The 26,088-nt window shown below is 62.1% G+C and carries 20 protein-coding genes; 11 read left to right on the plus strand and 9 right to left on the minus strand.

Annotated elements, in window-relative coordinates:
- Positions 1-155: 155 nt before the first annotated feature.
- The 3 genes from rrtA to K6T12_RS12520 form a co-directional block, all read right to left on the minus strand.
- Positions 156-803, minus strand: coding sequence for a rhombosortase (gene rrtA, locus K6T12_RS12510; protein WP_222222996.1), 648 nt, complete (start codon positions 801-803; stop codon positions 156-158).
- The gene (locus K6T12_RS12515) at positions 803-2,860 is read right to left on the minus strand and encodes a VIT and vWA domain-containing protein (RefSeq protein WP_222222998.1); all 2,058 of its coding nucleotides are present in this window, start codon (positions 2,858-2,860) and stop codon (positions 803-805) included. The genes rrtA and K6T12_RS12515 overlap by 1 nt, the downstream gene beginning before the upstream one ends.
- 288 nt (positions 2,861-3,148) lie before the next feature.
- Positions 3,149-3,745: a pyridoxamine 5'-phosphate oxidase family protein gene (locus K6T12_RS12520; RefSeq protein ID WP_222223000.1), complete on the minus strand. Its 597-nt coding sequence runs from the start codon at positions 3,743-3,745 to the stop codon at positions 3,149-3,151.
- Between the two features lie 96 nt (positions 3,746-3,841).
- Between K6T12_RS12520 and pdxR the strand changes: the two genes are divergently transcribed.
- A complete protein-coding gene (pdxR, locus tag K6T12_RS12525; protein ID WP_255611707.1) occupies positions 3,842-5,332 on the plus strand; it encodes a MocR-like pyridoxine biosynthesis transcription factor PdxR in 1,491 nt (496 codons plus the stop codon).
- Positions 5,333-5,445: 113 nt separating this feature from the next.
- Here the strand turns inward: pdxR and K6T12_RS12530 are convergent, their stop codons facing one another.
- Positions 5,446-7,185: a PHA/PHB synthase family protein gene (locus tag K6T12_RS12530; protein WP_222223004.1), complete on the minus strand. Its 1,740-nt coding sequence runs from the start codon at positions 7,183-7,185 to the stop codon at positions 5,446-5,448.
- A gap of 311 nt (positions 7,186-7,496) precedes the next feature.
- Here K6T12_RS12530 and K6T12_RS12535 point away from each other — a divergent pair, with 311 nt between their 5' ends.
- Positions 7,497-7,661, plus strand: coding sequence for a hypothetical protein (locus tag K6T12_RS12535; protein ID WP_222223006.1), 165 nt, complete (start codon positions 7,497-7,499; stop codon positions 7,659-7,661).
- A gap of 156 nt (positions 7,662-7,817) precedes the next feature.
- Here K6T12_RS12535 and K6T12_RS12540 read toward each other — a convergent pair whose 3' ends face one another.
- Entirely contained in the window at positions 7,818-8,330 is a 513-nt protein-coding gene (locus K6T12_RS12540) for an NlpC/P60 family protein (protein WP_255611708.1), read from the minus strand.
- Positions 8,331-8,823: 493 nt separating this feature from the next.
- Here K6T12_RS12540 and K6T12_RS12545 point away from each other — a divergent pair, with 493 nt between their 5' ends.
- The 7 genes from K6T12_RS12545 (at position 8,824) to lhgO (ending at position 17,416) form a co-directional block, all read left to right on the plus strand.
- Complete coding sequence (locus tag K6T12_RS12545; RefSeq protein WP_222223008.1) at positions 8,824-9,228, plus strand: MarR family winged helix-turn-helix transcriptional regulator; 405 nt, start codon at positions 8,824-8,826, stop codon at positions 9,226-9,228.
- 107 nt (positions 9,229-9,335) lie between these two features.
- Positions 9,336-9,767, plus strand: a complete 432-nt coding sequence (locus tag K6T12_RS12550) for a PaaI family thioesterase (RefSeq protein ID WP_222223010.1) — start codon at positions 9,336-9,338, stop codon at positions 9,765-9,767.
- 21 nt (positions 9,768-9,788) lie between these two features.
- Positions 9,789-11,006 carry a YbfB/YjiJ family MFS transporter gene (locus tag K6T12_RS12555; RefSeq protein WP_222223012.1) on the plus strand — a complete coding sequence of 406 codons (1,218 nt, stop codon included), beginning with the start codon at positions 9,789-9,791 and terminating at the stop codon, positions 11,004-11,006.
- 70 nt (positions 11,007-11,076) lie between these two features.
- Positions 11,077-12,471 carry a sigma-54-dependent transcriptional regulator gene (locus K6T12_RS12560; protein ID WP_222223014.1) on the plus strand — a complete coding sequence of 465 codons (1,395 nt, stop codon included), beginning with the start codon at positions 11,077-11,079 and terminating at the stop codon, positions 12,469-12,471.
- A 339-nt stretch (positions 12,472-12,810) separates the two neighbouring features.
- Entirely contained in the window at positions 12,811-13,839 is a 1,029-nt protein-coding gene (locus K6T12_RS12565; protein ID WP_222223016.1) for a TAXI family TRAP transporter solute-binding subunit, read from the plus strand.
- Between the two features lie 182 nt (positions 13,840-14,021).
- On the plus strand, positions 14,022-16,187 hold the full coding sequence (locus K6T12_RS12570; protein WP_222223018.1) for a TRAP transporter permease: 2,166 nt from the start codon (positions 14,022-14,024) through the stop codon (positions 16,185-16,187).
- Positions 16,187-17,416, plus strand: a complete 1,230-nt coding sequence (gene lhgO / locus K6T12_RS12575; protein ID WP_222223103.1) for an L-2-hydroxyglutarate oxidase — start codon at positions 16,187-16,189, stop codon at positions 17,414-17,416. Before K6T12_RS12570 ends, lhgO begins: the two co-directional genes overlap by 1 nt.
- Before the next feature lie 125 nt (positions 17,417-17,541).
- Here lhgO and K6T12_RS12580 read toward each other — a convergent pair whose 3' ends face one another.
- Positions 17,542-19,584, minus strand: coding sequence for a sensor histidine kinase (locus K6T12_RS12580; RefSeq protein ID WP_222223020.1), 2,043 nt, complete (start codon positions 19,582-19,584; stop codon positions 17,542-17,544).
- Between the two features lie 126 nt (positions 19,585-19,710).
- Here K6T12_RS12580 and K6T12_RS12585 point away from each other — a divergent pair, with 126 nt between their 5' ends.
- A complete protein-coding gene (locus tag K6T12_RS12585; RefSeq protein ID WP_222223021.1) occupies positions 19,711-21,282 on the plus strand; it encodes a DUF3369 domain-containing protein in 1,572 nt (523 codons plus the stop codon).
- A 103-nt stretch (positions 21,283-21,385) separates the two neighbouring features.
- Positions 21,386-22,039: a GntR family transcriptional regulator gene (locus K6T12_RS12590; protein ID WP_222223023.1), complete on the plus strand. Its 654-nt coding sequence runs from the start codon at positions 21,386-21,388 to the stop codon at positions 22,037-22,039.
- A gap of 18 nt (positions 22,040-22,057) precedes the next feature.
- Here the strand turns inward: K6T12_RS12590 and K6T12_RS12595 are convergent, their stop codons facing one another.
- From K6T12_RS12595 to K6T12_RS12605, 3 genes are all read right to left on the minus strand, one after another.
- The gene (locus K6T12_RS12595; protein WP_222223025.1) at positions 22,058-23,191 is read right to left on the minus strand and encodes a mandelate racemase/muconate lactonizing enzyme family protein; all 1,134 of its coding nucleotides are present in this window, start codon (positions 23,189-23,191) and stop codon (positions 22,058-22,060) included.
- Complete coding sequence (locus K6T12_RS12600; RefSeq protein WP_222223027.1) at positions 23,192-24,310, minus strand: mandelate racemase/muconate lactonizing enzyme family protein; 1,119 nt, start codon at positions 24,308-24,310, stop codon at positions 23,192-23,194.
- Positions 24,311-24,402: 92 nt separating this feature from the next.
- Positions 24,403-25,968 (minus strand): BCCT family transporter, encoded by a 1,566-nt coding sequence (locus K6T12_RS12605; protein WP_222223029.1) that lies wholly within the window; start codon positions 25,966-25,968, stop codon positions 24,403-24,405.
- Positions 25,969-26,088: the final 120 nt, after the last annotated feature.

Raw genomic sequence — 26,088 nt, forward strand, 5'->3', positions numbered from 1 at the left:
ACTGGTATCGCTGATGGGACAATACCATCGGCTCAAATGTATGACGTGAACCGCCGTATACGGAACCGTACGTACGGTGGTGTGAGAGGACGGAGGCCGTGAGGCCTCCTCCTACTCGATTTCAAAAACGGCACCGCGACAGAATTTGTATTGCCTCAATAGCCATTCCGCAAGCAGCTGCTTTTCGCGCAGCCCAGTGACCGCAAATGCGTTAGGCGAGTTTGAATCGCTGTCTTGAAGCATGCCATCAGCAGCAGGCTCAGCATACCGCCTAAGCCGCCGGCCAGGTGCGCCGTCGGGTAGCCGGGCCAGCCGCCGGCAACGATCAGCGTACTGTTATCGATCAGCTCGAGCGCCGTTTTGCCGGCCACCATCAACAACGGCAGCCAGCCGAGCGGGCCATGTTGCCGACGACCATGGAGAAACAGTGCCACCGTCAGTGGTGCGTAGAGCAGGCCGGACAAGCCGCAGTACCGGGCCAGCGGTGACAGGTCTGACAGCAACAGCAGATCGACACTCAGCAGACCGACCAGCAGGCAGGCGCAGAGCAGGGTGCGGCTACGACGTTCCAGGTAACCGGCTGCCAGGCTGAAGGCCAGCAAGTCCCAGCACAGGTGACTGGCCGAACTGTGCACCAGGTGGCCGCTTATAAGCCGCCACCATTGCCCCTGGATGACAGCGTCATAATCGAAGCACCAGTCCAGCAGTTCGCCGAAATTGGCCAGCAACAAGCTGGCCAGACCAACCGACAGCGTAATCAGCGGCAGCTGAGGCCGGCCCGGCAACTGCGTTAGCGGCCGCATCAGCAGGTACTCCGATTAAACAACCGGCTTTGCAGCGGGGCGCCGAGGGCTATCAAAACAACCAGCAACAGCCAGGGCGAGACTGCGCCGCTACCGTTGCCGCCGCCGTTTCCATTGCCGCCACCCAGGCTGGCGCTGTTGCCGCTGAACATCGGCTGCTGCTGATCGGCCTGGCGTTGCTGCACCGGCAATTGTGCCCGCTGTACCCGGGCCTGCTGTTCATTGGCGACGCGTGTCCGGTTATCGCGATCGATGTTCATCGCCGCGAACACCTCGTCGCGCAGTACCACCATCGAGGTCTGGTCGGTGACCAGGTCGTATTGCAGGGCCAGGTCCTTCATCGCTTGGCGGGCGTCGGCATCGGCGCCCAGGTAGTCCTGCTCCGCCCGTAGGTTGTCGATGGTGGCGAACGCCCAGAGCCGCTCCAGTTCCGGATGCAGGTTGGCCTGTGCCGGTAGCTCTATGGTGGTCTGGTAGCTGCGCGGCTGGTCGCCGACCTTGCCGGTCAGGGTCACCGTGACCGGGCCGGGCTGCTGGTAGCGGCCCAGCGTGATCAGCTGCTGGCCGCGATAGAGCGAGCCCAGCTGGTTGCGGGTGACCTCGCTGACCCGGCCGCCGTCGATACGTAACTCGATATCCCGCAGTGCGGCGTGGTTCAGTTTGCTGGTCGCCTGCATCAGCTTGCCGACGATGTCATCGGCGTTGGAGACGGTCATCGCGAAGCCGTTGGAGACCCGGGTCATCCCCTCCAGCAGCGGCCGGTTGGCACTGTTGCCCATGATGAAGGTGAACAGCCTGACATCCTTGCGTTGCAGCAGGTCGAGAAAGTCCCGTCGTTCGGTGTTACCGACATTGGCCACCCCGTCGGTTACCAGCACGATGGCGCCGGGCCGGTCGCTGTCCAGGCTGTCGAGGCCCAGTTCCAGGCCGGCGTAGAGGTTGGTGCTGCCGCCGGCCTGCAGCTGGCCGAGCCGGTTCAGGGTGCGCTCGATATGGTCGCTGGTGGCGGGCTGGAAGCCGCGGGTGAACTCATCGGCGCTGTCATTGAACAGCATGATCCGGTAACGATCGTCCGGTCGCAGCTTGCCGAGCCCCTGGCGGACCCCTTCGGCCAGCGTGGCGAACTTGCCGCGCATCGAGCCGGAACGGTCCAGCACGAATACCCAATCGCGGCCGCCCTGCAGCGCCGGCAGGTCGTCGCCCGGTGTCAGGGTCAGCATGAAGGTGCCGGGCTCGGAGCCGGCATCGCGCTGGGCAACCAGTTCCAATCGGCCGGGCAGCCCCTGCTGGTGACGCCAGTAAACGAGAATGTCCTGGTCGAGCGTGGCGGCAGGGCCGCTCGATGTGGCAGCGCCTTCCTCGACTGCGGGGGCGCTGGCGAGGCTGACCTGCCACTGTTGGGCATCCAATTGCTGTACTCGGGCGTCGGGATGCTGCGGCAGCCGCAGGCCGTCGATCGGATAGCTGGTACGCAATTTCAGGTTGAAGCTGAACTGGGCTTCGACCGTCTCGTTGCGGCTCCAGAACGCCAGTTTCTGCTCGTCGACGCCGCCTTCCTCCAGCGGATAAAGGTAGCGACCGACACCGTGATCGACCTCGGCGGTCTGCAGGTAAACCAGCCGTACCCGCACCTCCTGCTGGGGCCGCACCGGATAGACGTTGATCTCGAAGGTCTTGTACGCATCCTTCTCGACCAGCGCGGTTTCCCGGCCCGCCAGCTTCTCCTGTTCGTAGACCTGACGTGCCTGCTGCTTCTCCAGCACCTCGCCGGTCACCGGCTGGCCGTCGATCCAGTAGCTGAATTCGCCGACCACCGCCTTGTCCGGTACCGGGAAGCTGTAGATCGCCTCCAACTCGCCGGCGTTGGGGTTGTAGAACACCTGTTCGACCTGGGTGGTGGCATAGCCGTCCTCGATCACCACCTCAACATGGTGCTGGCGGATCTGCAGATCGGCGTAGCTGCTGTTGACCGGCTTGATCAGGCCGGCGGCCTGGCTGGGCAGCGCCAGCAACAGGCTGGCGGCTGCAATCAGTATCAGTTGGCAAAAACGGAACATCGCTCTGTCCTCTCGGTTTGGTTATATCCGGTTCGATGACAGGCGAAGTGTCGAATGGCGAGCGGGTAGCGGACAGTAAAAACGTAAAAGTAGCGCATATCGCTACCTGATGGCTTGCTGGGTGCGCCGGGCTGCTTGGGTGAGGGGAGTATGAAACTAGCCGCAGTTGCTGGTTCCCGCCCCGGCGAACTGGTTGGGGGACAATCTATCTGCTGCAGGGAGCGCCGTATGCAGGCGTGGAAATGGCAGCGGCTCGCTCATTGAGCGAACCGCTTGGTACGACAGATCTCAATCAACTATCAGTTCGCCAACCCGGGTTTCCACCGGCCGGACGCCGGCCCAGACATCGAGCGCCATATCGGCCGGATCGTCGACCGGCCCGCCGGTGCGGATCTTGGCCGATACCTCTTCGATCGGAAAGGCGAACACCGAGGTCGCTTTCAGCTCGGTGTCATTCGGCGGCCGGGCCTCGCCGCTCCGGCCCGGGCTGTAGCGCTCCAGCAACGCGTCCAGCGCGGCCCGTTTTTCCTGTTCGTCCTCGATCAGTCGGCCCTGTCCATAGAGCATCACCGAGCGGAAATTGACCGAGTGGTGAAAGGCCGAACGGGCGAATACCAGGCCATCCAGCGTCGACACCGTGATGCAGGCTTTCTCGCCCTGCAGGATCGACTGGAACAGGGCGTTTTTGGCCGAGCCGTGCACCAGCAGTTCGTCGCCGATCCGCCAGTGCAGGTTCGGCTGTACCACCGCCTGGCCGTGGATGGTGGCGCCGATATGGCACAGGTAGGTGTCGTCGTAGATACGGTAGATGGTTTCCCGGTCGTAACAGGCCTTCTTCGGGCCCCGTTTTACTTGGGTTTGCTCGGTGACGGAGATCGGTTTCATAGCTGAGTCCTTACTGCAATGTTGTCAGGTGGGGCCAGATTACGCAGACTGTGGATCTAATATGAGATCCATTTATTGGAAGATATGGGGCCCACTTTGAGCGACAGTCAGCTATCGGCAGAGCTTTTCCGTCCTTTCCTGGCAGATAGCGGGCAGGACGACTCCAGGCCGCGTTATCGCCGGCTGTTTCGCGCCTTTCAGCAGGCGATTCTGTCCGGCCTGTTGCCGGCCGGTGCCAAGTTGCCTGCCAGCCGGGCGCTCAGCAGCGAGTTGTCGCTGTCGCGTAACACCGTCAAAACCGTTTACGAGATGCTGCAGGCGGAGGGTTATATCGAGACGCGGCACGGTGCCGGCAGTTTCGTGTCGACGCAGCTGCCGGAGCTGAAACCGCTTTCCGAACAGCTAGCGCCGGTTCGCTCCGGCGCGCGGCAAGCCCAGCTGTCCCGCTTGGCCGACCGGTTGGCACCACCGGCTGGCCGCCACCGGTTGAGGCGTGGTGACCTGCTACTGCCGGCGATGCCAGCGCTGGACCAGTTTCCCTGGCAGAGCTGGCAGCGCTCGGTGGCCAGGGCCGGGCGGGCGATGAAGTTTGAGACCGAGTCGGGGGGCTTGGGCCTGGCAGCGCTGCGTCAGCAGATTGTCGACTACCTCGGCGTCAGTCGTGGTATCCGTTGCGATGCCGGGCAGGTGCTGATCTGTTCCGGCTCCCAGCAGGCGATCTGGCTGGCGCTGAGCATGCTGGTCGATCCGGGCGAGCCGGTGTTGGTGGAAAATCCGGGCTTCCCGGGCATCGATGGGGCCTTGGCCGCGGTGAGTGCCGACAGGGTGCCGGTAACGGTGGATGTTGATGGCTTCAGGCTGTTGGACGGCTTGCAGGCAGCGCCACAAGCACGGTTGGCGCTGCTGACACCCTCGCGCAACTACCCGATGGGTTATACCCTGAGCCTGCAGCGCCGGCTGGAACTGCTGCAGTGGGCCGAGGCCTCCGGCGGCTGGATCATCGAGGATGATTATGACAGCGAGTTTCGCTTCGACGGATCGCCGCTGACCGCGTTGCAGGGGCTGGCCGCCGATGCGCCGGTGATCTATGCAGGTACCTTCAGTCGTATCCTGCATCCGGCGATCCGACTCGGCTACCTGATCCTGCCGCGTTCGGTGGTCGACGCCTTCGCGACCGCCCGGGCCTACCTGGATGGTGGTCTGTCGTTATTGCCGCAGCTGGCGTTGGCCGATTTCATGGCCAGCGGGCAGTTTTCCGGCCATGTACGGCGGATGCGCAAGCTCTACAAGCAGCGCCGCGATCTGCTGACGGAGATGGTGCAGGCCCGTTTCGGCAAACGACTGCAGCGGGTGGCATCCGACGGCGGCATGCACTCCGTCTACCTGTTGCCGGATGGCTGCGACGACCGTGAACTCTACCGGCAGGCGCTGGAGCGGGGCGTCGGGATACGCGCGCTGTCGCATTACTACCACCACCATGTCGGTCAGCCCGGCCTGGTAATCGGTTTCGCCGGCTACGACGCGCCGGCGATGGCGGAGGGGCTGGATCGGCTGCAGCCACTGATAGAGCAGGCGCTGGGTAACTGATCATGATTAGTTGCACCAGTAGCCGGTGCGCTACCGGAGTGCCTCCCGCACAGATCGACAGCAGTTTGATGCGCTCTCGACCGATGCTGTGCCGGAGGGGACGAGATAGGAAATCAGCTCTCGTAGATATAGCTTCCCGGTGCATCGCAGATCGCCGGATAGCCGGCGTCGGCCCGACCGAGCGGCGGCGGCTTGATTGCCGGACCGGAGTGGCGGTCCAGCCAGTCTACCCAGGCCAGCCACCATGAGCCTTCCTGCGGCTGCTGGCGCAGCTGCCAGTCGTCCGGGGCGATAAACCGGTCGTCCGCCTGGTGGCTGGCGATGCGGTAGTGGCGCCGTGGGTGGCCCGGCTCGCTGACGATGCCGGCGTTATGGCCGCCGCTGGTCAACGCGAAGGTCACCTCGGTATTGGTCAGGTCGATGATCTTGTAGACCGAATGCCAGGGGGCGATATGGTCGTTCTCGGTGGCCACTGCGAAGATCGGCGTACGGATATCGCGTAGCGAGATCGGTCGGTCGTCCACCACGTAGCGGCCGGTCGCCAGGTCGTTGTTCAGGAACAGCCAGTGCAGGTACTGGGTGTGCATCTTGTAGGGCATCCGCGTGGTGTCGTGGTTCCAGGCCATCAGGTCGTTGACCCGGCCGCGTTCGCCCAGCAGGTAGTCGTTGACCAGCCGTGACCAGAACAGGTCATAGGAGTGCAGCAGGGTAAAGGCACCGGCCATCTGGCTGGACTCCAGGAATCCCTGGTCCCACATCATGTCTTCCATGAAGCTGAGCTGGCTCTCGTCGATGAACAGCATCAGCTCGCCGGCCTCGGTGAAATCGGTCTGTGAGGCGAACAGGGTTACCGATTTAAGCCGCTTGTCGCCATCCCGTGCCATCGCCGCCGCGGCGATCGACAGCAGGGTGCCGCCCAGGCAATAGCCGGTGGCATGCACCGACTGTCCTGGCACAATGGCGTTGATCGCCTTCAATGCGTCCATGACGCCAAATCGCCGGTAGTCGCTGAGTCGCATGTCGCGGTCGGCTTCGGTCGGGTTGTGCCAGGAGATGGCGAACACCGTGTAACCCTGGTCGACCAGGTACTTGATCATCGAGTTGTGCGGCGACAGGTCGAGGATGTAGTACTTCATGATCCAGGCCGGCACGATCAGGATCGGCTCCGGTTTCACCTCGGCGGTAGTAGGGCTGTACTGGATCAGCTCGATCAACGGGTTGCGGTAGACCACTTTTCCTGGCGTTACCGCCAGATTCTCGCCGACCTTGTATTCGCTGTCGTTGTTCGAGGTGGCATTCAATCGGCCCAGGGTATCGTTCAGCAGGTTGCTCCAACCGTCGAGCAGGTTCTGGCCGCCGCTCTGCACGGTTTTATCGATGACTTCGGGGTTGGTGGCGGGGAAGTTCGTCGGCGACAGTAGATCCAGCCATTGGCGGGCCATGAAGCTGACGACCCGCTCATGGTGGCGCGACAGACCGGGAATATCGGTGGTAGCGTAATGCCACCACTGCTCCTGCAGCAGAAAGCCTTGGGAGATGAGGTTGAATGGATAGCGCTGCCAGGCCTCCGCACGAAAACGACGATCATCCATCAGCGGTTCGATAAAGGGAAAGGCATCGCCATCCCGGCGGTGATGGCTGAGCGCCGCCCAAGTCATGAAATCACCGCCCTTGCGGGCCATGTTTTCGGCAATCTCCGCCATCTTGCCGGGCGAATGGCACAGGTGGATCAGCCAGTCGCAGTAGGCCAGTTGCAGCGCAGCAGGTGACAGGCCGCCGGTATAGCGTCCCTGGATGGCGTGGGTGATGCGGTCGATGCTGTTTTTCAGTGAGGGGATCGACAATTCGAACATGGGGGGCACTCCCTTGGTCGGCGGCGCGGCTAACGGCAAAAATACCGACTAAGTGTAGATCGCTTTCCATGCCGGACGCCTGACCTGGGGCAAATGCGGGGCAGCGGAGCAGGGCGCCATCACCGTTATCGTCTGCTGGGAAAGTTCATACTTTGGAACGAATTTCGAGCCGAACTCCGCCGGAATACAGGCGGAGGATCTAGAGTGTGGGTGTAAGCAAACAAGCGCGCCGGGACTAATATTGGCCGAGACGCTGCTGACCTGCTCACCCCATCCAGGCTTCTAACAGCTGTCTGTTAGGGGAGGCCTTTATGAAACATCTCTTGATTACGCTGCTGGTGGTGCTGGGATTGGCCAGCGGTAGTGTTACTGCGACTGCTGACTCGATACCGGCAGCCGGACAGGATGTCATAGAACAGAACATCAACAACATCTTTAACCCTTACCAGCCCGCTGATCACGGCGCCAGAAAATAAGGGGCGCACCAACCGTCAGGAGTATATAGGCTGACTATCCGCAGCATTGATTAACCAAGAATCACCGCCACCGTAAGTGGCAACAGTTGCCCCGAAGCCCTTTGTGCATTCCAACGCCGGGGGCTTCCTTCGTTTGACGATTCTGTGGTTAAACGATCAGCGTTGCGATACGGACAATGGCTGCATCGGGCGTACCGCCTTCCAGTAATGCGTTTGCCAGTACGGGTTATTCAGATTGCTGATCATCACGCCGTTGCTGGTTGATGCGTGCAGGAAACGGTTGCGTTCGATATAGATGCCGACGTGGCGGACTTTGCGGCTGGTCTTGAAAAATACCAGGTCGCCCGGCTGCAGTTGCTGACGGGGCACCGGCTGACCGCTGTACTGCTGACGGGCGGTGGTCCGGGGTAGGCGGGTGCCGAACTGGTCGAGAAAGGTGCGTTGAGTGAAGGCCGAGCAGTCGATACCGCTACGGTCGGTACCGCCTAGCTCGTACGGGGTACCGCGCCATTGCAGATGCTGGTCGTACAGTGCCTGGGCGACCGGGCTGCTGTCGGGGGAGGCTGTGTAGTGGTATGAGGCAGGTTTGTGCGATAGGCCGCCACAGGCGGTCACCAGTGCGCAGATAATCAGCAGCAGTCCGACTCGAACCGATCTCAGTCCCATCATCCTCGTCCCAAATATTCCCTAATTCCACAACCGGTATTTCGGGCATCTTAGCAGTGGATTTGCCAGGATGACCAATGATTTAGGTTGGGATTTAGTACTATCGGTCGCGACAGGGTTAACGCAGTCTGCGGGTGTTGCCCTCGGTACCCGCGAGCATAAAAGCGGGCGGCTACGAAGCCCGGACCCCGTAGCAGCGGGCTCTGGCCGCGATAGGGTTGGAGCGGCCGCGGATGTTGCCCTCGGCACCCGCGGGCATAAAAGCGGGCGGCTACGAAGCCCGGACCCCGTAGCAGCGGGCTCCGACCGCGACAAGTCGGATAGTTCGTGGAAAGCGCCCTCGGCACTCACAGGTATAACAAGAGGGCTGCTACGATACGATCGGTACCTGCCTAGAGCGTGTGCCGTCAAAAGGATAGGGGACCAAACCATGCTTGACGTTGCGGAACGGGCGGGGATACTTGTACGCAATATACTTTAGTACGAGTAACTTGCCATGCACTTGGACGACTGTGTCTTTTTCTCCCTGACCACCGCGGCGCGGCGCGCCAGCAAATACTGGAAACAGCATGTTACCGGTTTCGGGGTGACCGGTGTGCAGGCCATGGTGCTGCACGCGTTGCAGGAGGGCGATCGCATCCTGTCGGTGGAGCTGGGCGAGCGTACCCAGCTGGACAGCGCCACGCTGACCGGGGTGCTCGACCGGCTCGAACGCGACGGACTGATCGAACGCCAACGCCACGACAGGGACCGGCGTGCCATCCTGATCTGCCTGACCCCGCAGGGCCGTGAACTGGCCGAACAGATCCACCCGGTAATGGAACAGGCCAACCGCTCATTTACCGGCAACTTATCCGACGCGGAACTGGAACAGCTTAAGGCGCTGCTGGCGCGACTCTGAGTTCCCCAAATAGACCTTGTAGGGAAACTCCCTGATTATCTATATTGCTTGTACACGAGTAATACGTGTAAATATAAAAAGCATATAAGTGATTTGGGAGTGAGGCGATGGGCAGTTATCCGTCAGGTTTGGAGTTTTTGCGCGGCATAGCCGAGGGGATGGTGCCGCCGCCCAGCATGTTGCAGACGCTGCCGATGCAGCTGCTGCGAGTCGAGTCGGGTCTGGTCGAATTCGAGGCCCGGCCGGACCGGCAACATCTGAATCCCCGCGGCATGGTGCATGGCGGTTTTGCCGCCACGGCACTGGATTCCTGCACCGGCTGTGCGGTGCAGACCCAGTTGGCGGCGGGCAGCAGCTGCAGCACCATCGAACTGAACGTCAAGATGATGCGGCCGATCCAGGCCGGCATGGTACTACGGGCGATCGGCACCACTCTCAACCTGTCCCGCCGTTTGGGCGTGGCAGAGGGGCGGCTGGTCGATGAAGCCGGCAAGCTGTACGCCCATGCCACCGCCACCTTCATGATTCAGCGCGACTGACCTCAGCCTGGGAGCCTCAACATGCATGCTCAAAGCAGTCGTATGAAGGTGCTGTTCGCCGGCATCTTCAGCCAGATTCTCTGTATCGGAATCGCCCGTTTCGCCTATACCCCGCTGTTGCCGGTGATGCAGCAGCAGACCTGGATCGGCGATGCCGAAGGGGGCTGGCTGGCGGCGATCAACTATGCCGGCTACATGTGCGGTGCGCTGCTGGCCGCCTCGGTCAGCGACCTGCGGTTGAAGGACCGGTTGTACCGGACCGGCCTGCTGCTGGCGGTGGTCACCACCGTGGCGATGGCCTGGACCGAGGATATGTTCTGGTGGTCGTTCTGGCGCTTCCTGTCCGGCCTCAGCAGTGCCGGCTCGATGCTGCTCGCCGCCGCGCTGATCCTGAACTGGCTGATTCGCCATCATCATCGCGGCGAGCTGGGCATCCATTACGCCGGCGCCGGCCTGGGGATCATCTTCGCCGCAGTGGCGGTGGAATTGATGTTACGGCTCAGCCTCGACTGGGCGCAGCAGTGGTTCTGGTTCGGTCTGCTGGCGGTAGTACTTGCAGTACCGGCCTGGCGTTGGTTGCCGCCGCCGGATACCCGGCCGGTGACCACCGGTGGTCAGCCGCTGGTCGACCGGCCGCCGAGTCGGCGCTTCATGCTGATCATGCTGGCAGCTTACTTTTGTGCCGGCTACGGCTACGTGATCCACGCCACCTTCATCGTCACCATTGTCGAGCGCCAGCCGGAGCTGACCGGTATGGGACCGCTGGCGTTCGCGCTGGTCGGCCTGGCGGCTACGCCGGCGGTGATGCTCTGGGACCTGCTCGCCCGCCGGTTCGGCTATCTGGGTGCCCTGATGCTGGCCTACGGCCTGCAGGTGCTGGGTATCCTGCTGCCGGCACTGGACCATGGCCTGGCCGCCGCGCTGCTTAGCGCGCTGCTGTACGGTGCCACCTTCATAGGCTGTGTCAGCCTGGTGCTGACCCTGGCCGGCCGGCTGTTCCCGACCAAGCCGGCCAAGTTGATGGGCAAGTTGACCCTGGCCTATGGCGTGGCGCAGATCGTCGCGCCGGCACTGACCGGCATGATGGCCGAACGGACCGGCAGCTACGACAGCGGCCTCTGGCTGGCCGGCGGTTTCGTCGCGCTGGGCACGCTGCTGATCGGCTGGCTCAAACTGAGCGACGATTCGCTGGATGAGCTGGACCGGGCCGCTCGGCCGCTGGCGGCGGTGCGTGGCTGATACCCGCGACTTGTAACCGGCCCGTGCTGTTCGCGTATACTGCGGCCATTGCGAACAGGGGAGAGTTTGAATGTCGCAGGCGGTACGCGGCCAGGTGTTGCTGGTCGACGACGAACAGATGGTCCGGCAGGCCACCGAGCAGTGGTTGAAGATGTCCGGCTTCGAGGTGATCAGTTGCTCCGGCGCCGAGCAGGCGCTGGCACAGCTCGACGAGGCGTTTCCCGGTGTGCTGCTGACCGACGTGAAGATGCCGGGTATGGATGGTCTGCAGCTGATGCGCGAGGCGCGCAGCCGGATCGCCGAGCTGCCGGTGATCCTGCTGACCGCACACGGCGACGTGGATATGGCGATCAGCGCAATGCGCGAGGGGGCCTACGATTTCATCGAGAAGCCGTTCGTACCGGAACGGCTGGTGGAAACCATCAACCGGGCCTGCGACAAGCGTCGGCTGATGCTGGAGAACCTGCGGCTGCAGCAGGACCTGGCCTCACGCTCCGGCATCGATGCCAAGCTGATCGGCATTTCGCCGGCGATTCAGCGGCTGAAACGGGAGATCCTGGCGCTGGCGGCGCTGGATACCAATGTGGTGATCTACGGCGAGACCGGCACCGGCAAGGAGCTGGTCGCCCAGTGCCTGCACGAGTTCAGCAGCCGCAACAGTCGTCATTTCGTGCCGATCAACTGCGGTGCGATACCGGAGGCGCTGATCGAGAGCGAGCTGTTCGGTCACGAGGCCGGTGCCTTTACCAGCGCCGCCAAGCGCCGCATCGGCAAGTTCGAGCACGCCGATGGCGGCACCCTGTTCCTCGATGAGATCGAGAGCATGCCGCCGCACCTGCAGGTCAAGGTGTTGCGTGCGCTGCAGGAAGGGGTGATCGAACGGTTGGGCTCCAACCAGCCGATCTCGGTCGATCTGCGGGTGGTAGCGGCCTCCAAGGCCGATCTGCGCGAGGAAGCGAATTTCCGCGAGGACCTGTTCTATCGACTCAATGTTGCCCAGCTGCATATCCCGCCGCTGCGCGAGCGGCTGGAGGATGTGCCGCTGCTGTTCGCCCACTATGTGCGCCAGGCCGCCGCGGCCCATGATCGCAACAGCCGTAACCTGAGCGAGCAGGACCAGCGCACCCTGCAGGGCTATAACTGGCCCGGCAACGTACGCGAGCTGAAAAACGTGGCGATCCGCTTTGCACTGGACCAGCGGGCCAGCCTGGCGGAGCTGCTCAGCGCTCATACTCAACCGGTGGTGTTCGAAGCGCCGCAGGATAAGCCGCTGTCACTGGCATTGCAGGTGGCGGCTTTCGAAGCGGAGGTAATTCGCCAGTCGCTGATGCGCCATAAGGGCAATATCAAGTCGGTAATGGATGAGCTGGACCTGCCGCGCCGGACCCTGAACCAGAAGATGGTCAAGTATGGCCTGAACCGCAACGATTTCCTGTCTGAAGCGGATCCTGAGCAAAGCGCCTGAACGGGATGGGCAAAATTTTGCCTATCCTGTTTTTCACCGCCGAAACCGGGTTCTTTTTTCCTCCGATACCCCTTCAACTATCCGCAGCAGTACAACGCTTGATCAGTATCTGCTGGCTATAGGCAAAATTTTGCTTATTGATTTGTGGGTCAATAAGCAAAAAATTGCTTACGGCTATCCTGTGTCTACCTGTGCTTGGCTCGTTTATTTATTAAAAAACAAATAGTTACAGAAAATAATAGAAATTGGCCTGTGGTTTGCTTTATCTGGTCTACGCTGAGGATTCTCCTCCGATGCCGGATTCATAATCTGAATAACAACAAGCATAAGGACTAGAAAATGAGCATGAGTAAACGCAGCTTCATCAAAGGTATGGGCGCCGCCCTGGTACTGAGCACCGCTGTGGGTGCCGCTACTCAGGCACTGGCGGACGACAAGCGTGCCTACGTGATGGCGACCGCGTCCACCGGCGGTACCTACTACCCGGTCGGTGTCGCGCTGGCGACCCTGACCAAGGTCAAGCTGGAGCCGACGCACAAGATCTCGATGTCGGCGATCAACTCCGCCGGTTCCGGTGAAAACATCAAGCTGCTGCGCGAGAACGAAGCCCAGTTCGCCATCCTGCAGGGCTTGTACGGCGCCTGGGGCTGGGAGGGCGAGGGCCGCATGGCGCAGTCCGGTCCGCAGAAACAGCTGCGCTCGGTCACCATGCTGTGGCAGAACGTCGAGCAGTTCGTGGTCAAGAGCGACTACGCCCAGAGCGGCACCATTACCGACCTGAAAGGGTTGAAGGGCGAGAAGTTCTCGATCGGTAAGAAGAACTCCGGTACCGAAGGTTCCGGCCGTACCATCCTCAACAACCTGGGTATCGATCCTGACAGCTTCAACCTGGCCTACATGGGTTACGGCCCGTCCGCCGATGCGCTGCAGAACGGCACCGTCGATGGCATGAACATCCCGTCCGGGGTGCCGACCAGCGCGATCACCCGTGCTTACGCGGCGCTGGGTAGCGATATCACCATGCTGGAGTTCACCGACGAGCAGATCGAGCAGGCCAACGGTAAATACAAGCTGTGGACCCGCTACGTGATTCCGGCCAACACCTACCCGGGCCAGAGCAAGGAGATCCGCACCATGGCGCAGCCGAACTTCCTGGCGGTGCGCGACGATATCTCCGAAGAAGATGTCTACCTGCTGACCAAGACCGTCTACGAGAACCTGCCGTTCCTGAACGGTATCCACAAGGCCACCAAAGCGATGGCGATTGAAAAAGCGATTGCCGGCCTGCCGGTACCGCTGCACCCGGGTGCCGCCCGTTACTACAAGGAAGTCGGCCTGGAGATCCCGGCCCACCTGATCGCCGACTAAGCGTTGCAGCGTTAAGCGGCAAGCTTCCAGCCGCAAGCTGTCCGGTGCAGGGCTGACGTATGCAGTCCTGCGCCGATTTCCTCATCAATCATAATTAGAAAGCTGAGCACAGCCGATGTCGCCTTTGCTGCGTCGTCGTTTCGCTGTTGCTCGAAAGCCTCAAACGGATAACGGGTCTAGCCATGTCTGAATCCAACGCCACACCGATGACCGATCGGGAGACGGCGGCCAAGCTGAAAAGCCTGGAGCTGGCCAAGCGCGACGAGCAATCGGCCGCCGGCCGCTTCATCTACTGGGCCGGCGTACTGTTCTCTCTCGCCCATATCTACTTCAATACCCTGGGTACGATGTCTGAGCTCTGGGTATCGGCGATCCACTTCGGTGGTTTTGCACTGATCTGCGCGCTGATGGTGCCGTCGATCCGTAGCAGCAGTGCCGCCAAGCAGAAGCTGGCGCTGGTGCTCGATGTATTGGTGGGGTTGGCGGCGATCGCCTGCACGCTCTACCTGATCGGTTTTGAGGATGCACTCTACGACCGCGGCGTGCACTTCATCGCCTCCGACTGGTTCTTCTCGCTGTGCGCAATCTTCATCGCACTGGAGATGGCCCGCCGCACCACCGGCTGGTTCATCCCGAGCATGATCCTGGTGGCGCTGACCTACGTGTTCTGGTGGGGCCCCTATATCGAAGGGATCTTCGGCTTTGCCGGGTTGAGCCTGGAGACCCTGCTGTACCGTTCCTATTTCTCATCCGAGGGGATGTTCGGCCAGATCGCCCGTATCTCCTGGACCTACGTGTTCATGTTCATCCTGTTCGGCGCTTTCCTGGTCAAGTCCGGCGCCGGTGACTTCATTATCGAACTGTCCCGTTGCGCGGCCGGTCGCTTCGTCGGCGGCCCCGGCTTCGTGGCGGTGCTGGGTTCCGGCCTGATGGGCTCGGTATCCGGCTCCTCGGTGGCCAACACCGTGTCCACCGGCGTGATCACCATCCCGCTGATGCAGCGCGCCGGCTTCCCGGCCCGCTTCGCCGCCGGCGTCGAGGCGGCCGCCTCCACCGGCGGTCAGCTGATGCCGCCGGTGATGGGGGCAGGGGCGTTCATCATGGCCTCCTATACCCAGATCCCCTATATCGACATCATCGCCATCGCTGCCTTGCCGGCGCTGCTGTACTTCCTGTCGGTCGGTTTCTACGTGCGGGTCGAGGCCAAGCGCAGCCACGCCCATGCGGTGGAGCTGGACAGCCGGCCGATCGGCGAAGTGTTCAAGGAGGGCTGGCACTTCCTGCTGCCGTTGGTGGTGCTGGTTGCTTTGCTGATCTACGGCTTCACGCCGACCTACGCCGCCGGTATCTCGATTATCTCGGTGGTGGTGGCCTCCTGGCTGTCGCGTCAGCCGATGGGGCCGAAGGATATCCTGGATGCGCTGGCACAGGGCGCCAAGAACATGGCGACCACCGCGATGCTGCTGGTCTCGATCGGCCTGGTGGTCAACGTGGTGGCGATGACCGGTATCGGTAACGTGTTCTCGCTGATGGTCACCGAATGGGCCGGCGGCAGCCTGCTGATCATGCTGGTGCTGGTGGCGCTGGCATCGTTGATCCTCGGTATGGGCTTGCCGGTGACCGCCTCCTACATCGTATTGGCGACCCTGTCGGCGCCGGCGCTGTACAACCTGATCGCCGAGTCCCAGCTGGTCGATCTGATCGCCGCCGGCAACCTGCCGGAGCAGGCCAAGATGATCTTCATGCTGATCAGCCCGGACCAGTTCGCGCTGCTGTCGGCGCCGATGAGTGAAGCGGATGCGCTGGCGCTGCTGGCCCAGGTGCCGGACGACTTCCGCAGCCAACTGCTGGAACAGGCGCTCGATCCGTCGATCCTGGCGGCTACGCTGCTGTCAGCCCATATGATTATCTTCTGGCTGTCGCAGGACTCCAACGTGACGCCGCCGGTCTGCCTGACCGCCTTCGCCGCGGCGGCGATTGCCAAGACCCCGCCGATGGCAACCGGCTTTACCGCCTGGAAGATCGCCAAGGGGCTCTATATCGTGCCTCTGCTGTTTGCCTACACCAACTTTATCGGTGGCTCGGCGCAGGAGGTGATGACTATCTTCCTGTTCTCGCTGTTCGGCCTCTATGCCTTCGTCGGCTTCATGGAGGGCCACCTGGAGGGCAAACTGAATATCCTGCTGCGGCTGGTCAGCGGCGTTTGCGCGCTGGCGATGCTCTGGCCGCACGGCCAGCTGGCGATCGACCTGGCCGGCCTGGTGGTATTCCTCGGTTTGTTCCTTTACAGTCGCCGGCAGAATGGCGACCAGGCGCAGGCAGCGAGTAACGGAGTAGTAGCTAAGTGATCTATGACTTTGTCGTAATTGGCGGCGGCATCATCGGTATGTCCACCGCCATGCAGTTGCAACAGGCCTACCCGGGCCGTTCGGTGCTGGTGCTGGAGAAAGAGTCCGGCCCGGCCCGTCACCAGACCGGCCACAACTCCGGCGTGATCCACGCCGGGGTCTACTACAAGCCGGGCAGCCTGAAAGCGCGTTTCTGTAAGGAGGGCAATATCGCCACCCGGCAGTTCTGCGAGCAACACGACATCAAGTACGACCAGTGCGGTAAGCTGCTGGTTGCCACCAACGCGGTGGAACTGGAGCGGATGCAGGCGCTGGTTGGCCGCTGTGCCGAAAACGGTATCGAGATCGAGGTGCTGGACGCCGAGCAGCTGAAAGCGCGCGAGCCCAATATCAGCGGTGTCGGTGCGATCTTCGTGCCGTCCACCGGGATCGTCAGCTACACCGAGATCAGCGCCAGGATGGGCGAGCTGGTGCAGGCCAACGGCGGCGAGGTGCGCTTCAACACCGAGGTGCAGAAACTGGAGGAGTTCGCCGACCGGGTGACGGTGTTCACCAACGAAGGGCGGGTGCAGGGCCGCTACCTGGTGGCCTGCGCCGGCCTGCACGCCGATCGGATCGTGCGGATGATGGGGCTGGAACCGGACTTCAAGATCATCCCGTTCCGCGGCGAATACTTCCTGCTGGACGCCCAGCACAACCAGATCGTCAACCACCTGATCTACCCGATCCCCGATCCGGAGCTGCCGTTCCTCGGCGTCCACCTGACCCGGATGATCGACGGTACCGTGACGGTCGGCCCGAACGCGGTGATCGCCTTCGCCCGCGAGGGCTACGGCAAGTTCGATATCAGCCTGAAGGACTGCTTCGAGATGTTCAGCTATCCCGGCATGCTGAAGGTGCTGATGCGCAACTTCAAGATCAGCCTGGTGGAACTGAAGAACAGCCTCTGCAAGCGTGGCTACCTGAAACTGGTGCAGAAATACTGCCCCAGCCTGACGTTAGACGACCTCAAACCCTACCCGGCCGGTATCCGTGCCCAGGCGGTGGCGAAGGACGGCTCGCTGGTGGACGACTTCCTGTTCTTCAACACCCAGCGCGCACTGGCGGTGTGCAACGCGCCTTCACCGGCCGCCACCTCGGCGATCCCGATCGGCGGCTATATCGTCGAGCAGGTGAAAGGGTTGGTGGAGAGTGCGGAAGCGGATGACGCGGCGCAGGTGGTGGCCTGATTTATTAGCGGTTGAAGATGTTCGACCGGTCAGGGGCTCAGGCCCCTGATCAGGTTAACCGCCTGCGGCGCTGGTGCCCCGGCAACGCCCTGCAGAGCAATTCCGTGCCCTGCACAAATATAGGTTCAGCTGCTTTCCTCTGCTGCTACCGCTGGGCGGTCTAGCGCCGCCATTGACTGCGCTTTCAATTCCGGCAATTCCATAATAAAACGACTGCCTTCACCCGGCGTGCTTTCGCAGTGGATAGTGCCGCGCAATACGTCGGTGACGATGTTGTGCACGATGCTCAGCCCCAGGCCGCTGCCGCCCTGGCCGCGGCGGGTGGTGAAGAACGGATCGAAGATCTTCGACAGGTGCTCCGCCGCTATACCCTTGCCGTTGTCGGCCAGCTCGATCCGACAGCCGTCTGTTGTGGCGATTGCGCTTACCACCACCTCACCAGGCTGATCGGGTTCGAAGGCGTGGGTCAGGCAGTTGGCCAGCAGCGCGGTCAACGCCTGCGCCAAGGCGCCCGGGCAGGTGGTCAGGTTCAGCGTCGGCGGGGCCTGCACCTTGATCTGCAGCCGGGTGCGCTTGAACTGCGGTTGCAGGGTGGTGACCACCTTGTCCAGGTAGTCGGGCAGTTCGATCTGACGGATATCCGGTTGCGACTGGTCGACGGCCACCTGCTTGAAGTCGGATACCAGGTCGGCGGCACGAGCGAGCTGGCTCAGCATCAACTCACAGGATGTCCGGGTGGAGCTAAGGAATCGGTCCAGGTCGCCGCGGGTGATCTGGCCGGCCTCGGCTTTGCCATGAATCTCGTCGGTCTCCTCCTTCAGGTGCGAAGCGCCGGTGATGCCGATCCCCAGCGGGGTGTTGATCTCGTGGGCCACTCCGGCCACCAAGCCGCCGAGGGCGGCCATCTTCTCGGAGCGGATCAGCTCCTGCTGGGCTTGTTGCAGTTCCTCCATGGCCGCCTGCAACTCCTGGTTGGTCCGGTGCAGCGCCTGGGTCCGCTCCTCGACCCGCTGCTCCAGGGTTTCATTCAACTCCTGCAACTGCGCCGTGCGTTCGGAAACCCGCAGTTCCAGCCGGGTATTGGCGTTCAGCAGGCTGTCCGCCAGGCTGTTGAAGCTGGTCGCCAGCAGCTGAATCTCTCTGGCATGCTGGGGTTCGACCTCCGCCCGCACCGTGCGTTCGCCCTGCTGTATACGGCGGGCATCCTCGGCCAGCTGCTCGACCGGCCGGGCGATGGCGCGGGCGATGATCAGCCCCAGTGCAATGGCGCAGGCGATCAGTACGCTGGCGGCGATCAGCAACCGGTTCTGGAAGGCGCTGACCGGGGCCAGGATCTCCTGCTGGTCCATCTTGACCAGCACCCCCCAGCCGGTACCGGACATCACCCGGGCAGAGGTCATGATTGGCTGGCTACGGTAGTCGATCGCTGCCGAGGCCAGCAATGACTGGCCGGACAGGGCCTGCTGCAGCGCCCCGGACGGGTCGGAGGAGACGACGGTCAACGCGCTATCCGGCTGGTGGCGCAGTGCGGTCAGGTAGACCGGCTGGCCACGGGCGTCTTCCGTGACCAGCAGGGTTTCGCCACTGTCTCCCAGCCCGGTGTAATCGGCGGCGGCCCGGATCAGCTCGTCGGCCAGCAGGGTCACCTGGGCGCGGCCGACCTGTTTGCCGTCCAGCAACATCGGCGCGTCGAAGCGGGCGTACAGCGTTCCGTTGGCGGCTAGATACATGCCGGCCAGCCGGATATCACTGGTGTCATTATTGAATTCCAGGCTGCGGATGGCCCCCTCCAGCGCCGGACCGGCCTGTGCCAGCACTTTGCCGTCTGGCGGGCCAACCGCGATGGATTGTACCGCGCGCACCGAGTGCTGGGCGTCGGTGATGATCTTGTTGATTCGTGCCAGCGAGGCCTGGTCGCCGGTGGTCAGGTAATGGCGCAGGCTGAGGCGCAGCTGGGTACGGCTGGCAATCAGGGCGACCCGGTCGTGCCAGGCTGCCACCACGGCTTCTATCTTGTCGTGTTGATTGGTCGCCACGGCGTCCAGCCGCGCGCGGATCGAGTCCAGCAGCATCCGCTGGCCACTCTGATAGGAAAGTACGCCGAAGGTAATGATGGCCACGATCGTCAAACCGACGCAGGCGGTAATAACGCGTTGATAGATGGACATTAACGTTGCTCCCTGCATGTTCCGGCGCATGAATAAGATATTACTCAACGGTCGACGGTGCGCACTTTTACTTTCCTGTACTAGATTTATCGAATGCGCAGTAATTATGTTTAGCAGGGAGCGCGGATGATGACAAATAACGCAGCGGATCAGTTGCTGTTCGGTAATAATTCTGAGTCTGAAATCGATCAGCCTGAAAAACCTTTCAAAAAGTGGAAGATTTTAATCGTCGATGACGAGGAGGGCATCCATGCCGTTACCGAGATGGCGCTGAGCCGTGTTCGTTTTGACGGCAGCGGCCTGCAGTTTCTGAAGGCCTATAGCGGTCAGGAGGCCCGGCGGGTGTTGGCCGAACATGAGGATATCGCCGTGGTGTTGCTGGACGTGGTGATGGAAACCGACGATGCCGGCCTGCAGGTGGCGGACTATATCCGCTACGAGCTGGGCAACCACAGTACCCGCATCATTCTGCGCACCGGCCAGCCGGGCCAGGCGCCGGAAGAGAAGGTGGTGGAGCGCTATGACATCAACGATTACAAGGAAAAGACCGAGCTGACCTACCGTAAGCTCTATTCTGCGGTCTATACCGCGTTGCGCTCCTATCGCGATATAGTCGCGCTTGAGCGTAATCGCGCCGGGCTGGAGAAGGTCGTCAACGCCACCACCAGCATCCTTCAGGAGAGTTCGATGCAGAGCCTGGCCCAGGGGGTGTTGGAACAGCTGGCTGCGCTGCTCTATATGGATCAACCGATGTTGCTGGCGGAATATGAAGGGGTGGTCGCTGAAAAAGATGACGATGGTATTTCTATATTGGCGCACACTTCCCAGGGGAATAAAGAGCACTCTATCGAGTATGACTTTGGTATTCGGGCCCAGATTCAGCAGGCGCTGGAATCAAAAACGGACGTGGTCGATAAAGATTACTGCGTACGTTATATCGCCAATAAAAATGGCGTCGAAACCGTACTCTATATGGCGGGAAAACAGCCATTGGCGATTTCCGACCAGCGTCTGCTCGATCTTTATTGCCGCAATGTGGCGGTCGCATTTGAAAATGTACGTCTGAACAGTAATCTGCGTGAGACCCAGAAGGAGATCGTCTACGCACTCTGCGAACTGGCGGAAACCCGCTCGCGGGAGACCGGCAACCATGTCCGTCGGGTGGCGTACTATTCGCGGCTGATGGCGCAGTCGCTGGGGCTGGACCGCTTGCAGTGCGACCAGGTGTTCCTGGCGGCGCCCTTGCACGATGTCGGCAAGATCGGCATCCCGGACGCAGTGCTGAACAAGCCCGGCAAATTGAGCGGCGACGAGTGGACGCTGATGAAAACCCATACCACCATCGGCGCGCAGATCATGAAGCGCTCGCGCCAGCCGGTATTGCAGGCCGGCGCCATCATTGCCGAGCAGCACCACGAGAACTGGGATGGCAGTGGTTACCCGCACGGCCTGGTCGGCGAGCAGATCCATATCTTCGGCCGGATCGTGGCGCTGGCGGACGTGTTCGATGCGCTGGCCAGCAAGCGCTGCTACAAGGATGCCTGGGCGCTGGAGCAGATCGACAACTTCATCTTTGAACAGTCCGGCGTCAAGTTCGACCCGGCGCTGGTGGAGATCTACCGGGCTAGACGGCAGGCGTTCATCGATATCCTGGAACGGTTCAGGGATCGGCCCAACGCGGCGAAACAGGTGGTTTGAGGGGGGCTGTACGCAGGCGATGGCAGGCCGTTACAGCACACAGCCGTTGAATGCTCTGGTATGATTGTCGATCAATCAGACGATCTTGAAGGATGCGTTCAACATGAAGAAAGCCGGGTTGATCAACAAGCGTAGCCTGGAGGAGCAGGCGGCCGATCTGTTGCGTCAGGATATCGTCAATGGCGTGCTGACACCGGGGACCCGACTGGTCGAAACCACGTTGGCGAAGGAGTACGGCCTGTCGCGTGGCACCATCCGCATCGCCTTGCATCAACTGGGCACAGAGGGGTTGGTGACCCAGGTGCCGTACGCCGGCTGGTCGGTGGCGACGCTGGATGACCAGGATATCTGGGAACTCTACACCCTGCGGGCTACGCTGGAGGGGCTGGCGGCGCGGCTGGCGGCGGAGCGGATCTGCCAGCAGGGGGTCGAACGCTTGCAGGCCGCCTACAACCAGTTGCTGAAACTGTGCGAAGGCGAGGATCTGCAGGCGATCACCCGTGGCGACCTCGATCTGCACAAGACCATCATCGAGCTGTCGGGGCACCGCCGGCTCGCCCACCAGTACCAACTGATCGAGAACCAGTTCCTGAGCTATATCACGGCAGCCAACCGGACCTTCGATCCCCATGAGGTCGGTCACAGTCATCAGGCGCTGGTTGAAGCGATCTGTGCCGGCGAGGGGGAGCGGGCCGAGGCCGAGGCGGTGAACAATATTACCGGGTTTGAGCAGTTGCAGCAGGAGCGGGCCGGTTAAGCACGCTCCATGCGGTGATCATCGGACGCGGTAACGCGCGACCGTCTCTTCATTCAGAGTCACGCCAAGCCCCGGTCCTTGCGGCACTGGGATCATGCCGTCCGAATCGATGCCGGGGCCGTTTTTCGCCAGTTGCCAGCGCAGCGGCGAGGCGGAGGTGGAGAACTCGGCGTATTCTGCCAGCGGTTGCACCGCCAGAAACTGCAGGTTGGCCGCCAGCGTCAGGTCGGTGTTCCAGCCATGCGGGATCAGCCGGCTGCCGGCCCGGGCCGCCATCTCTGCGAGCTGCTGTAATGCGGTAAAACCGCCGACCCAGCTGATATCCGGCTGGGCGATATCGATCTGGCCCTGTTCGAAGTAGGGCCGCCACTCGGCCGGCGCGGTCAGGCCGGTGTCGCCGGCGCCCACCGGAATTCCTGCTTCTTTTAGCTGACGGTACTGGTCGATCTCGTCCAGCGGAAAGGGCGCTTCCAGCCAGCGCACCTGGCAGTCGCGCAGTACCGGCAGCAGCGGTTCCAGCTGCTGGCAGTTGGCGAAGCTGGCGGTGGCATCCAGCATCAGTTCGATCTCGTCGCCGACATACTTGCGGGCTGCGCACAGCAGTTCGGTCGCCAGCGCGGGCTGTTCCCGCCAGAACGGATCGATCGCCAGCTTCAACGCCCGTACCGGGTACTGCAGGGCGTGATCCAGCGCCTGCTGCAGTTCATCGACTGTGCCGCCAAGCGGATAGACGGTGATATAGGCCGGCAGCCGTTGGTGCTGTGGCTGGCCCAGCAGCTGGCTGACCGGTTTGTTCTCCAGCTTGCCGAGCAGGTCCCAGAGGGCGATATCGATGCCGCTGATCGCGTGCATCACCACCCCGCGCCGGCCGCAGTAGCTGGTGTGGTGGTACATCTTCTGCCACAAGCCGGCGATATCGCGCGGATCTTCCCCGACCAGTATCGATTTCAGCCCCATCAGCGTTCGGATCCGTGGCGGCGCCTCGACGATCGCCTTGATCACCGACGGCAGGCTGTCGACCTCGGCGATGCCGCTGATACCGGCGTCGGTATGAATCCGGATCAGGCAGCCGTTATCGGTCGGGTCGAGATCCAGCTGGCGCTTGCCGGGCACCCGCAGTTCGATCACCTCGATATCAATAATACGTATCATCTAGCCTCCGATACGGTGATGCCAGAGTGCCTGCTTGGCGACCTGCTGCCAGTCAATCTCGATTCCCAAACCGGCCCCGTCCGGTGCATGCACCCGGCCGTTGTCGGTACGGATCGGCGTCGGGCAGCAGGCTTCGTGGCTGCTGGAGGGCACCGGTTGCTCGAAATAGACCGCGTTGGGGATCGACAGCATCATCTGCAGGTTGGCCGCCTGGCTGGGGGTGTAGCCCCAGGACTGCAGCTCCAGCGGCAGGCTGTGGGCCTGGGCCAGGGCGGCGATGGTGCGGGTGGCGGTAAAACCGCCGGCATAGGTGACATCGGTACGCAGGGCGTCCCAGGCCTGCTGCTCGATCCCCTGGTTCATCAGGCCGGGCGTCAACAGGGTGTTGCCGGCCGGCAGGATCGGCACCGAGGTGTTGCGGCGCAGTTCGGCATAGCCGGCCAGGTCGGTGTCTATCAGCGGCGCTTCCAGCCAGACGCAGTTCATCGTTTCCAGCCGCCTGGCGATACGCTGCGCATCCGGTCGGCTGTAACGCTCCTCGAGATCGACCATAAAGGCCAGCTCCTTTCCGAACGCCTGATCCAGCGCATCGAGCAGCGCCAGATCCTGCGACAGTTCGCAGGGCACGTGGAACTTGACGGTATCGAAGCCCTGGGCCCGCAGCGTATGCACGAAATCCACGTACTCGGCCGGGGTGTCGAACACCGGCGTGCTGGCATAGCTGCGGATGCTGTCACGGCTGCCGCCGAGCAGTCGGTAGAGCGGCAGGTCGAGCGCCTTGGCTTTCAGGTCCCAGAGGGCGATATCGATCGCCGACTGCGGCTTGGGTGTCATGCTGTTGTAGCGCAGCATCAGCTGCTGCCAGATAGCATCGCTGTTCCAGGCATCGAGCCCCGGCAGGATTGGCAGCAAGGGCTTCAGCGCGGCACCCAGCGACTCGTCGAAACAGTGTTCGGAGTAGGTGGTGACACCGGCGAACCCTTCCAGGCCGCAGGCGGTATGCAGTCGCAGCAGCGTCAGGGTTTCATAGACCTCGCCCATGTCCGCCGCCAGCCGGCAGCGGGCCACGTCTGGGCCCACCACGAACAGTTCGGCACGGTCAATGATAAGTGGTTTCATCGGGAATCCTGTGTGCTTGATGGTCCGGCTGGCGGCGACCTGTTTTTTATGGCCGCCGCCTGACGGATGATTACAGCGCTATGTACTGTTTATTAAGTGAGAACGGCTTCGCTACGTTGTTGAGCGGTACTAATCGTCTGCTGAGCGATCTGCACGCCGTTTCGCTCATCCTGGTATAGCCAGCGGATCAGCGAGACCGCCATGATGGCGGTGATGAACAGCTGCGGCAGCGCCAGGGTGATCGCCGTGGTCTGCAACGCTTTCAGACCGCCGACGAACATCAGGCTCAGCGGCAGGCCGGCCAACGCGAAGGCCCAGAACAGGCGCTGCCAACGGGCCGGGTGCTCGTCCTCGCGCAGCTCAACGGTGGCCACCGCGGCCATGGTGTAAGCGGCGGAATCGAACTGGGTGGCCAGGAAGATCAGCGCCAGTACGCAGAACAGCGGCAGCACGATGGAGGAGAGCGGTAGCGCGTTGATCACCGCGATGATCGCCGTGGGGGCATCCTTTTCGTTCAGCAGGCCGGTGACCGACAGGATATCGTTCAGCTCCAGGTGCATGGCGAAGTTGCCCAGCGCGCCGAAGTAGGCCCAGCAGCCGATGCTGCCGAACACCAGCATGCCGGTAACCACCTGGCGGATGGTGCGGCCACGGGAGATCTTGGCGACGAACAGCCCCATGAACGGACCGTAGGCGATCCACCAGGCCCAGTAGAAGATGGTCCAGCCTTCCGGGAAGCCGGAGTTGCTGATCGGGTCGGTCCAGAAGTTCATCTGCACGAAGTTCTGCAGCATCAGCCCCAGACCGTTGGTGGTGGTTTTCAGGATGAACAGGGTCGGACCGGCCACCACGATAAACACCAGCAGCGCCACCGCCAGCCATACGTTGATATCGCTGAGCACCTTGATCCCCTTCTTCAGGCCGGAATAAGCGCTGATGCCGAAGATGGCGGTGCACAGCAGCATCACGAAGATGCTCAGGCCGAAGGAGTTCTCGATACCGAACACTTCGCTGAGGCCGGCGGCGACCATCGGCGTGCCCAACCCCAGGCTGGTGCCGACCCCGCCCAGCAGGCCGAACATGAACAGGATGTCGATCAGCCGACCCAGCGGGCCGTGGGCGTGCTTGCCCAGCACCCCTTCACAGGCGGCGCTGAGCTTCAGTTCCGGCTGCTTGCGGACATGGTACAGGTAGGCCAGCGGAATCGCCGGAACGCCGTAAAACGCCCAGGCGGTAATGCCCCAGTGAAACATGCCGTAGGTGGCGGCCCACTCGGCGGCCTTGTCGCTGCCGGCCTCAATGCCCAGCGGCGGCGACTGCAGGTAGTAGGCCCACTCGATGGTGCCCCAGTACAGGATGCCGGAGCCGATGCCGGCGCAGAACAGCATGCCGGCCCAGCTGAAGGCGGTGAACTCCGGCTTGTCGTTCGGGCCGCCCAGCTTGATATGGCCGAACCGGCTCAGTGCCAGCCAGAGCATCAGGCCGACCGCGGCGATGCCGCCCCACAGGTAGAGAATGCCGAACTTCTCGGTCATCACCGCAAAAGCCGCATTGATGAAATCGTTTGCCTGCTGCTGCATCACCAGCAGCGGAATGCAGATGCCGAGCAGCACCACCAGCGTGGCGCCGAAGGTCGGCCAGTCAGTGCGAGCACCCATCGTAGATACCTCTCTTATTGTTGTCGTTGGTCGCGAGTGTCGACGCTCCGTTGTCGTCACAGACTCGGCTCAGTCACCGAGTAACGGGGTGAGAATAGCACAGCATTGTTGATTGTCCAA

It is taken from the genome of Marinobacterium arenosum, assembly GCF_019795155.1.
Lineage (GTDB): Bacteria > Pseudomonadota > Gammaproteobacteria > Pseudomonadales > Balneatricaceae > Marinobacterium_C > Marinobacterium_C arenosum.

Excerpts from the sequence above, each read along its gene's own strand:
- rrtA (WP_222222996.1), bottom strand. The coding sequence starts at position 803 with ATGCGGCCGCTAACGCAGTTGCCGGGCCGGCCTCAGCTGCCGCTGATT.
- K6T12_RS12515 (WP_222222998.1), bottom strand. The coding sequence starts at position 2,860 with ATGTTCCGTTTTTGCCAACTGATACTGATTGCAGCCGCCAGCCTGTTG.
- K6T12_RS12520 (WP_222223000.1), bottom strand. The coding sequence starts at position 3,745 with ATGAAACCGATCTCCGTCACCGAGCAAACCCAAGTAAAACGGGGCCCG.
- K6T12_RS12530 (WP_222223004.1), bottom strand. The coding sequence starts at position 7,185 with ATGTTCGAATTGTCGATCCCCTCACTGAAAAACAGCATCGACCGCATC.
- K6T12_RS12535 (WP_222223006.1), top strand. The coding sequence starts at position 7,497 with ATGAAACATCTCTTGATTACGCTGCTGGTGGTGCTGGGATTGGCCAGC.
- K6T12_RS12540 (WP_255611708.1), bottom strand. The coding sequence starts at position 8,330 with ATGATGGGACTGAGATCGGTTCGAGTCGGACTGCTGCTGATTATCTGC.
- K6T12_RS12545 (WP_222223008.1), top strand. The coding sequence starts at position 8,824 with ATGCACTTGGACGACTGTGTCTTTTTCTCCCTGACCACCGCGGCGCGG.
- K6T12_RS12550 (WP_222223010.1), top strand. The coding sequence starts at position 9,336 with ATGGGCAGTTATCCGTCAGGTTTGGAGTTTTTGCGCGGCATAGCCGAG.
- K6T12_RS12555 (WP_222223012.1), top strand. The coding sequence starts at position 9,789 with ATGCATGCTCAAAGCAGTCGTATGAAGGTGCTGTTCGCCGGCATCTTC.
- K6T12_RS12560 (WP_222223014.1), top strand. The coding sequence starts at position 11,077 with ATGTCGCAGGCGGTACGCGGCCAGGTGTTGCTGGTCGACGACGAACAG.
- K6T12_RS12565 (WP_222223016.1), top strand. The coding sequence starts at position 12,811 with ATGAGCATGAGTAAACGCAGCTTCATCAAAGGTATGGGCGCCGCCCTG.
- K6T12_RS12570 (WP_222223018.1), top strand. The coding sequence starts at position 14,022 with ATGTCTGAATCCAACGCCACACCGATGACCGATCGGGAGACGGCGGCC.
- K6T12_RS12580 (WP_222223020.1), bottom strand. The coding sequence starts at position 19,584 with ATGTCCATCTATCAACGCGTTATTACCGCCTGCGTCGGTTTGACGATC.
- K6T12_RS12585 (WP_222223021.1), top strand. The coding sequence starts at position 19,711 with ATGATGACAAATAACGCAGCGGATCAGTTGCTGTTCGGTAATAATTCT.
- K6T12_RS12590 (WP_222223023.1), top strand. The coding sequence starts at position 21,386 with ATGAAGAAAGCCGGGTTGATCAACAAGCGTAGCCTGGAGGAGCAGGCG.
- K6T12_RS12595 (WP_222223025.1), bottom strand. The coding sequence starts at position 23,191 with ATGATACGTATTATTGATATCGAGGTGATCGAACTGCGGGTGCCCGGC.
- K6T12_RS12600 (WP_222223027.1), bottom strand. The coding sequence starts at position 24,310 with ATGAAACCACTTATCATTGACCGTGCCGAACTGTTCGTGGTGGGCCCA.
- K6T12_RS12605 (WP_222223029.1), bottom strand. The coding sequence starts at position 25,968 with ATGGGTGCTCGCACTGACTGGCCGACCTTCGGCGCCACGCTGGTGGTG.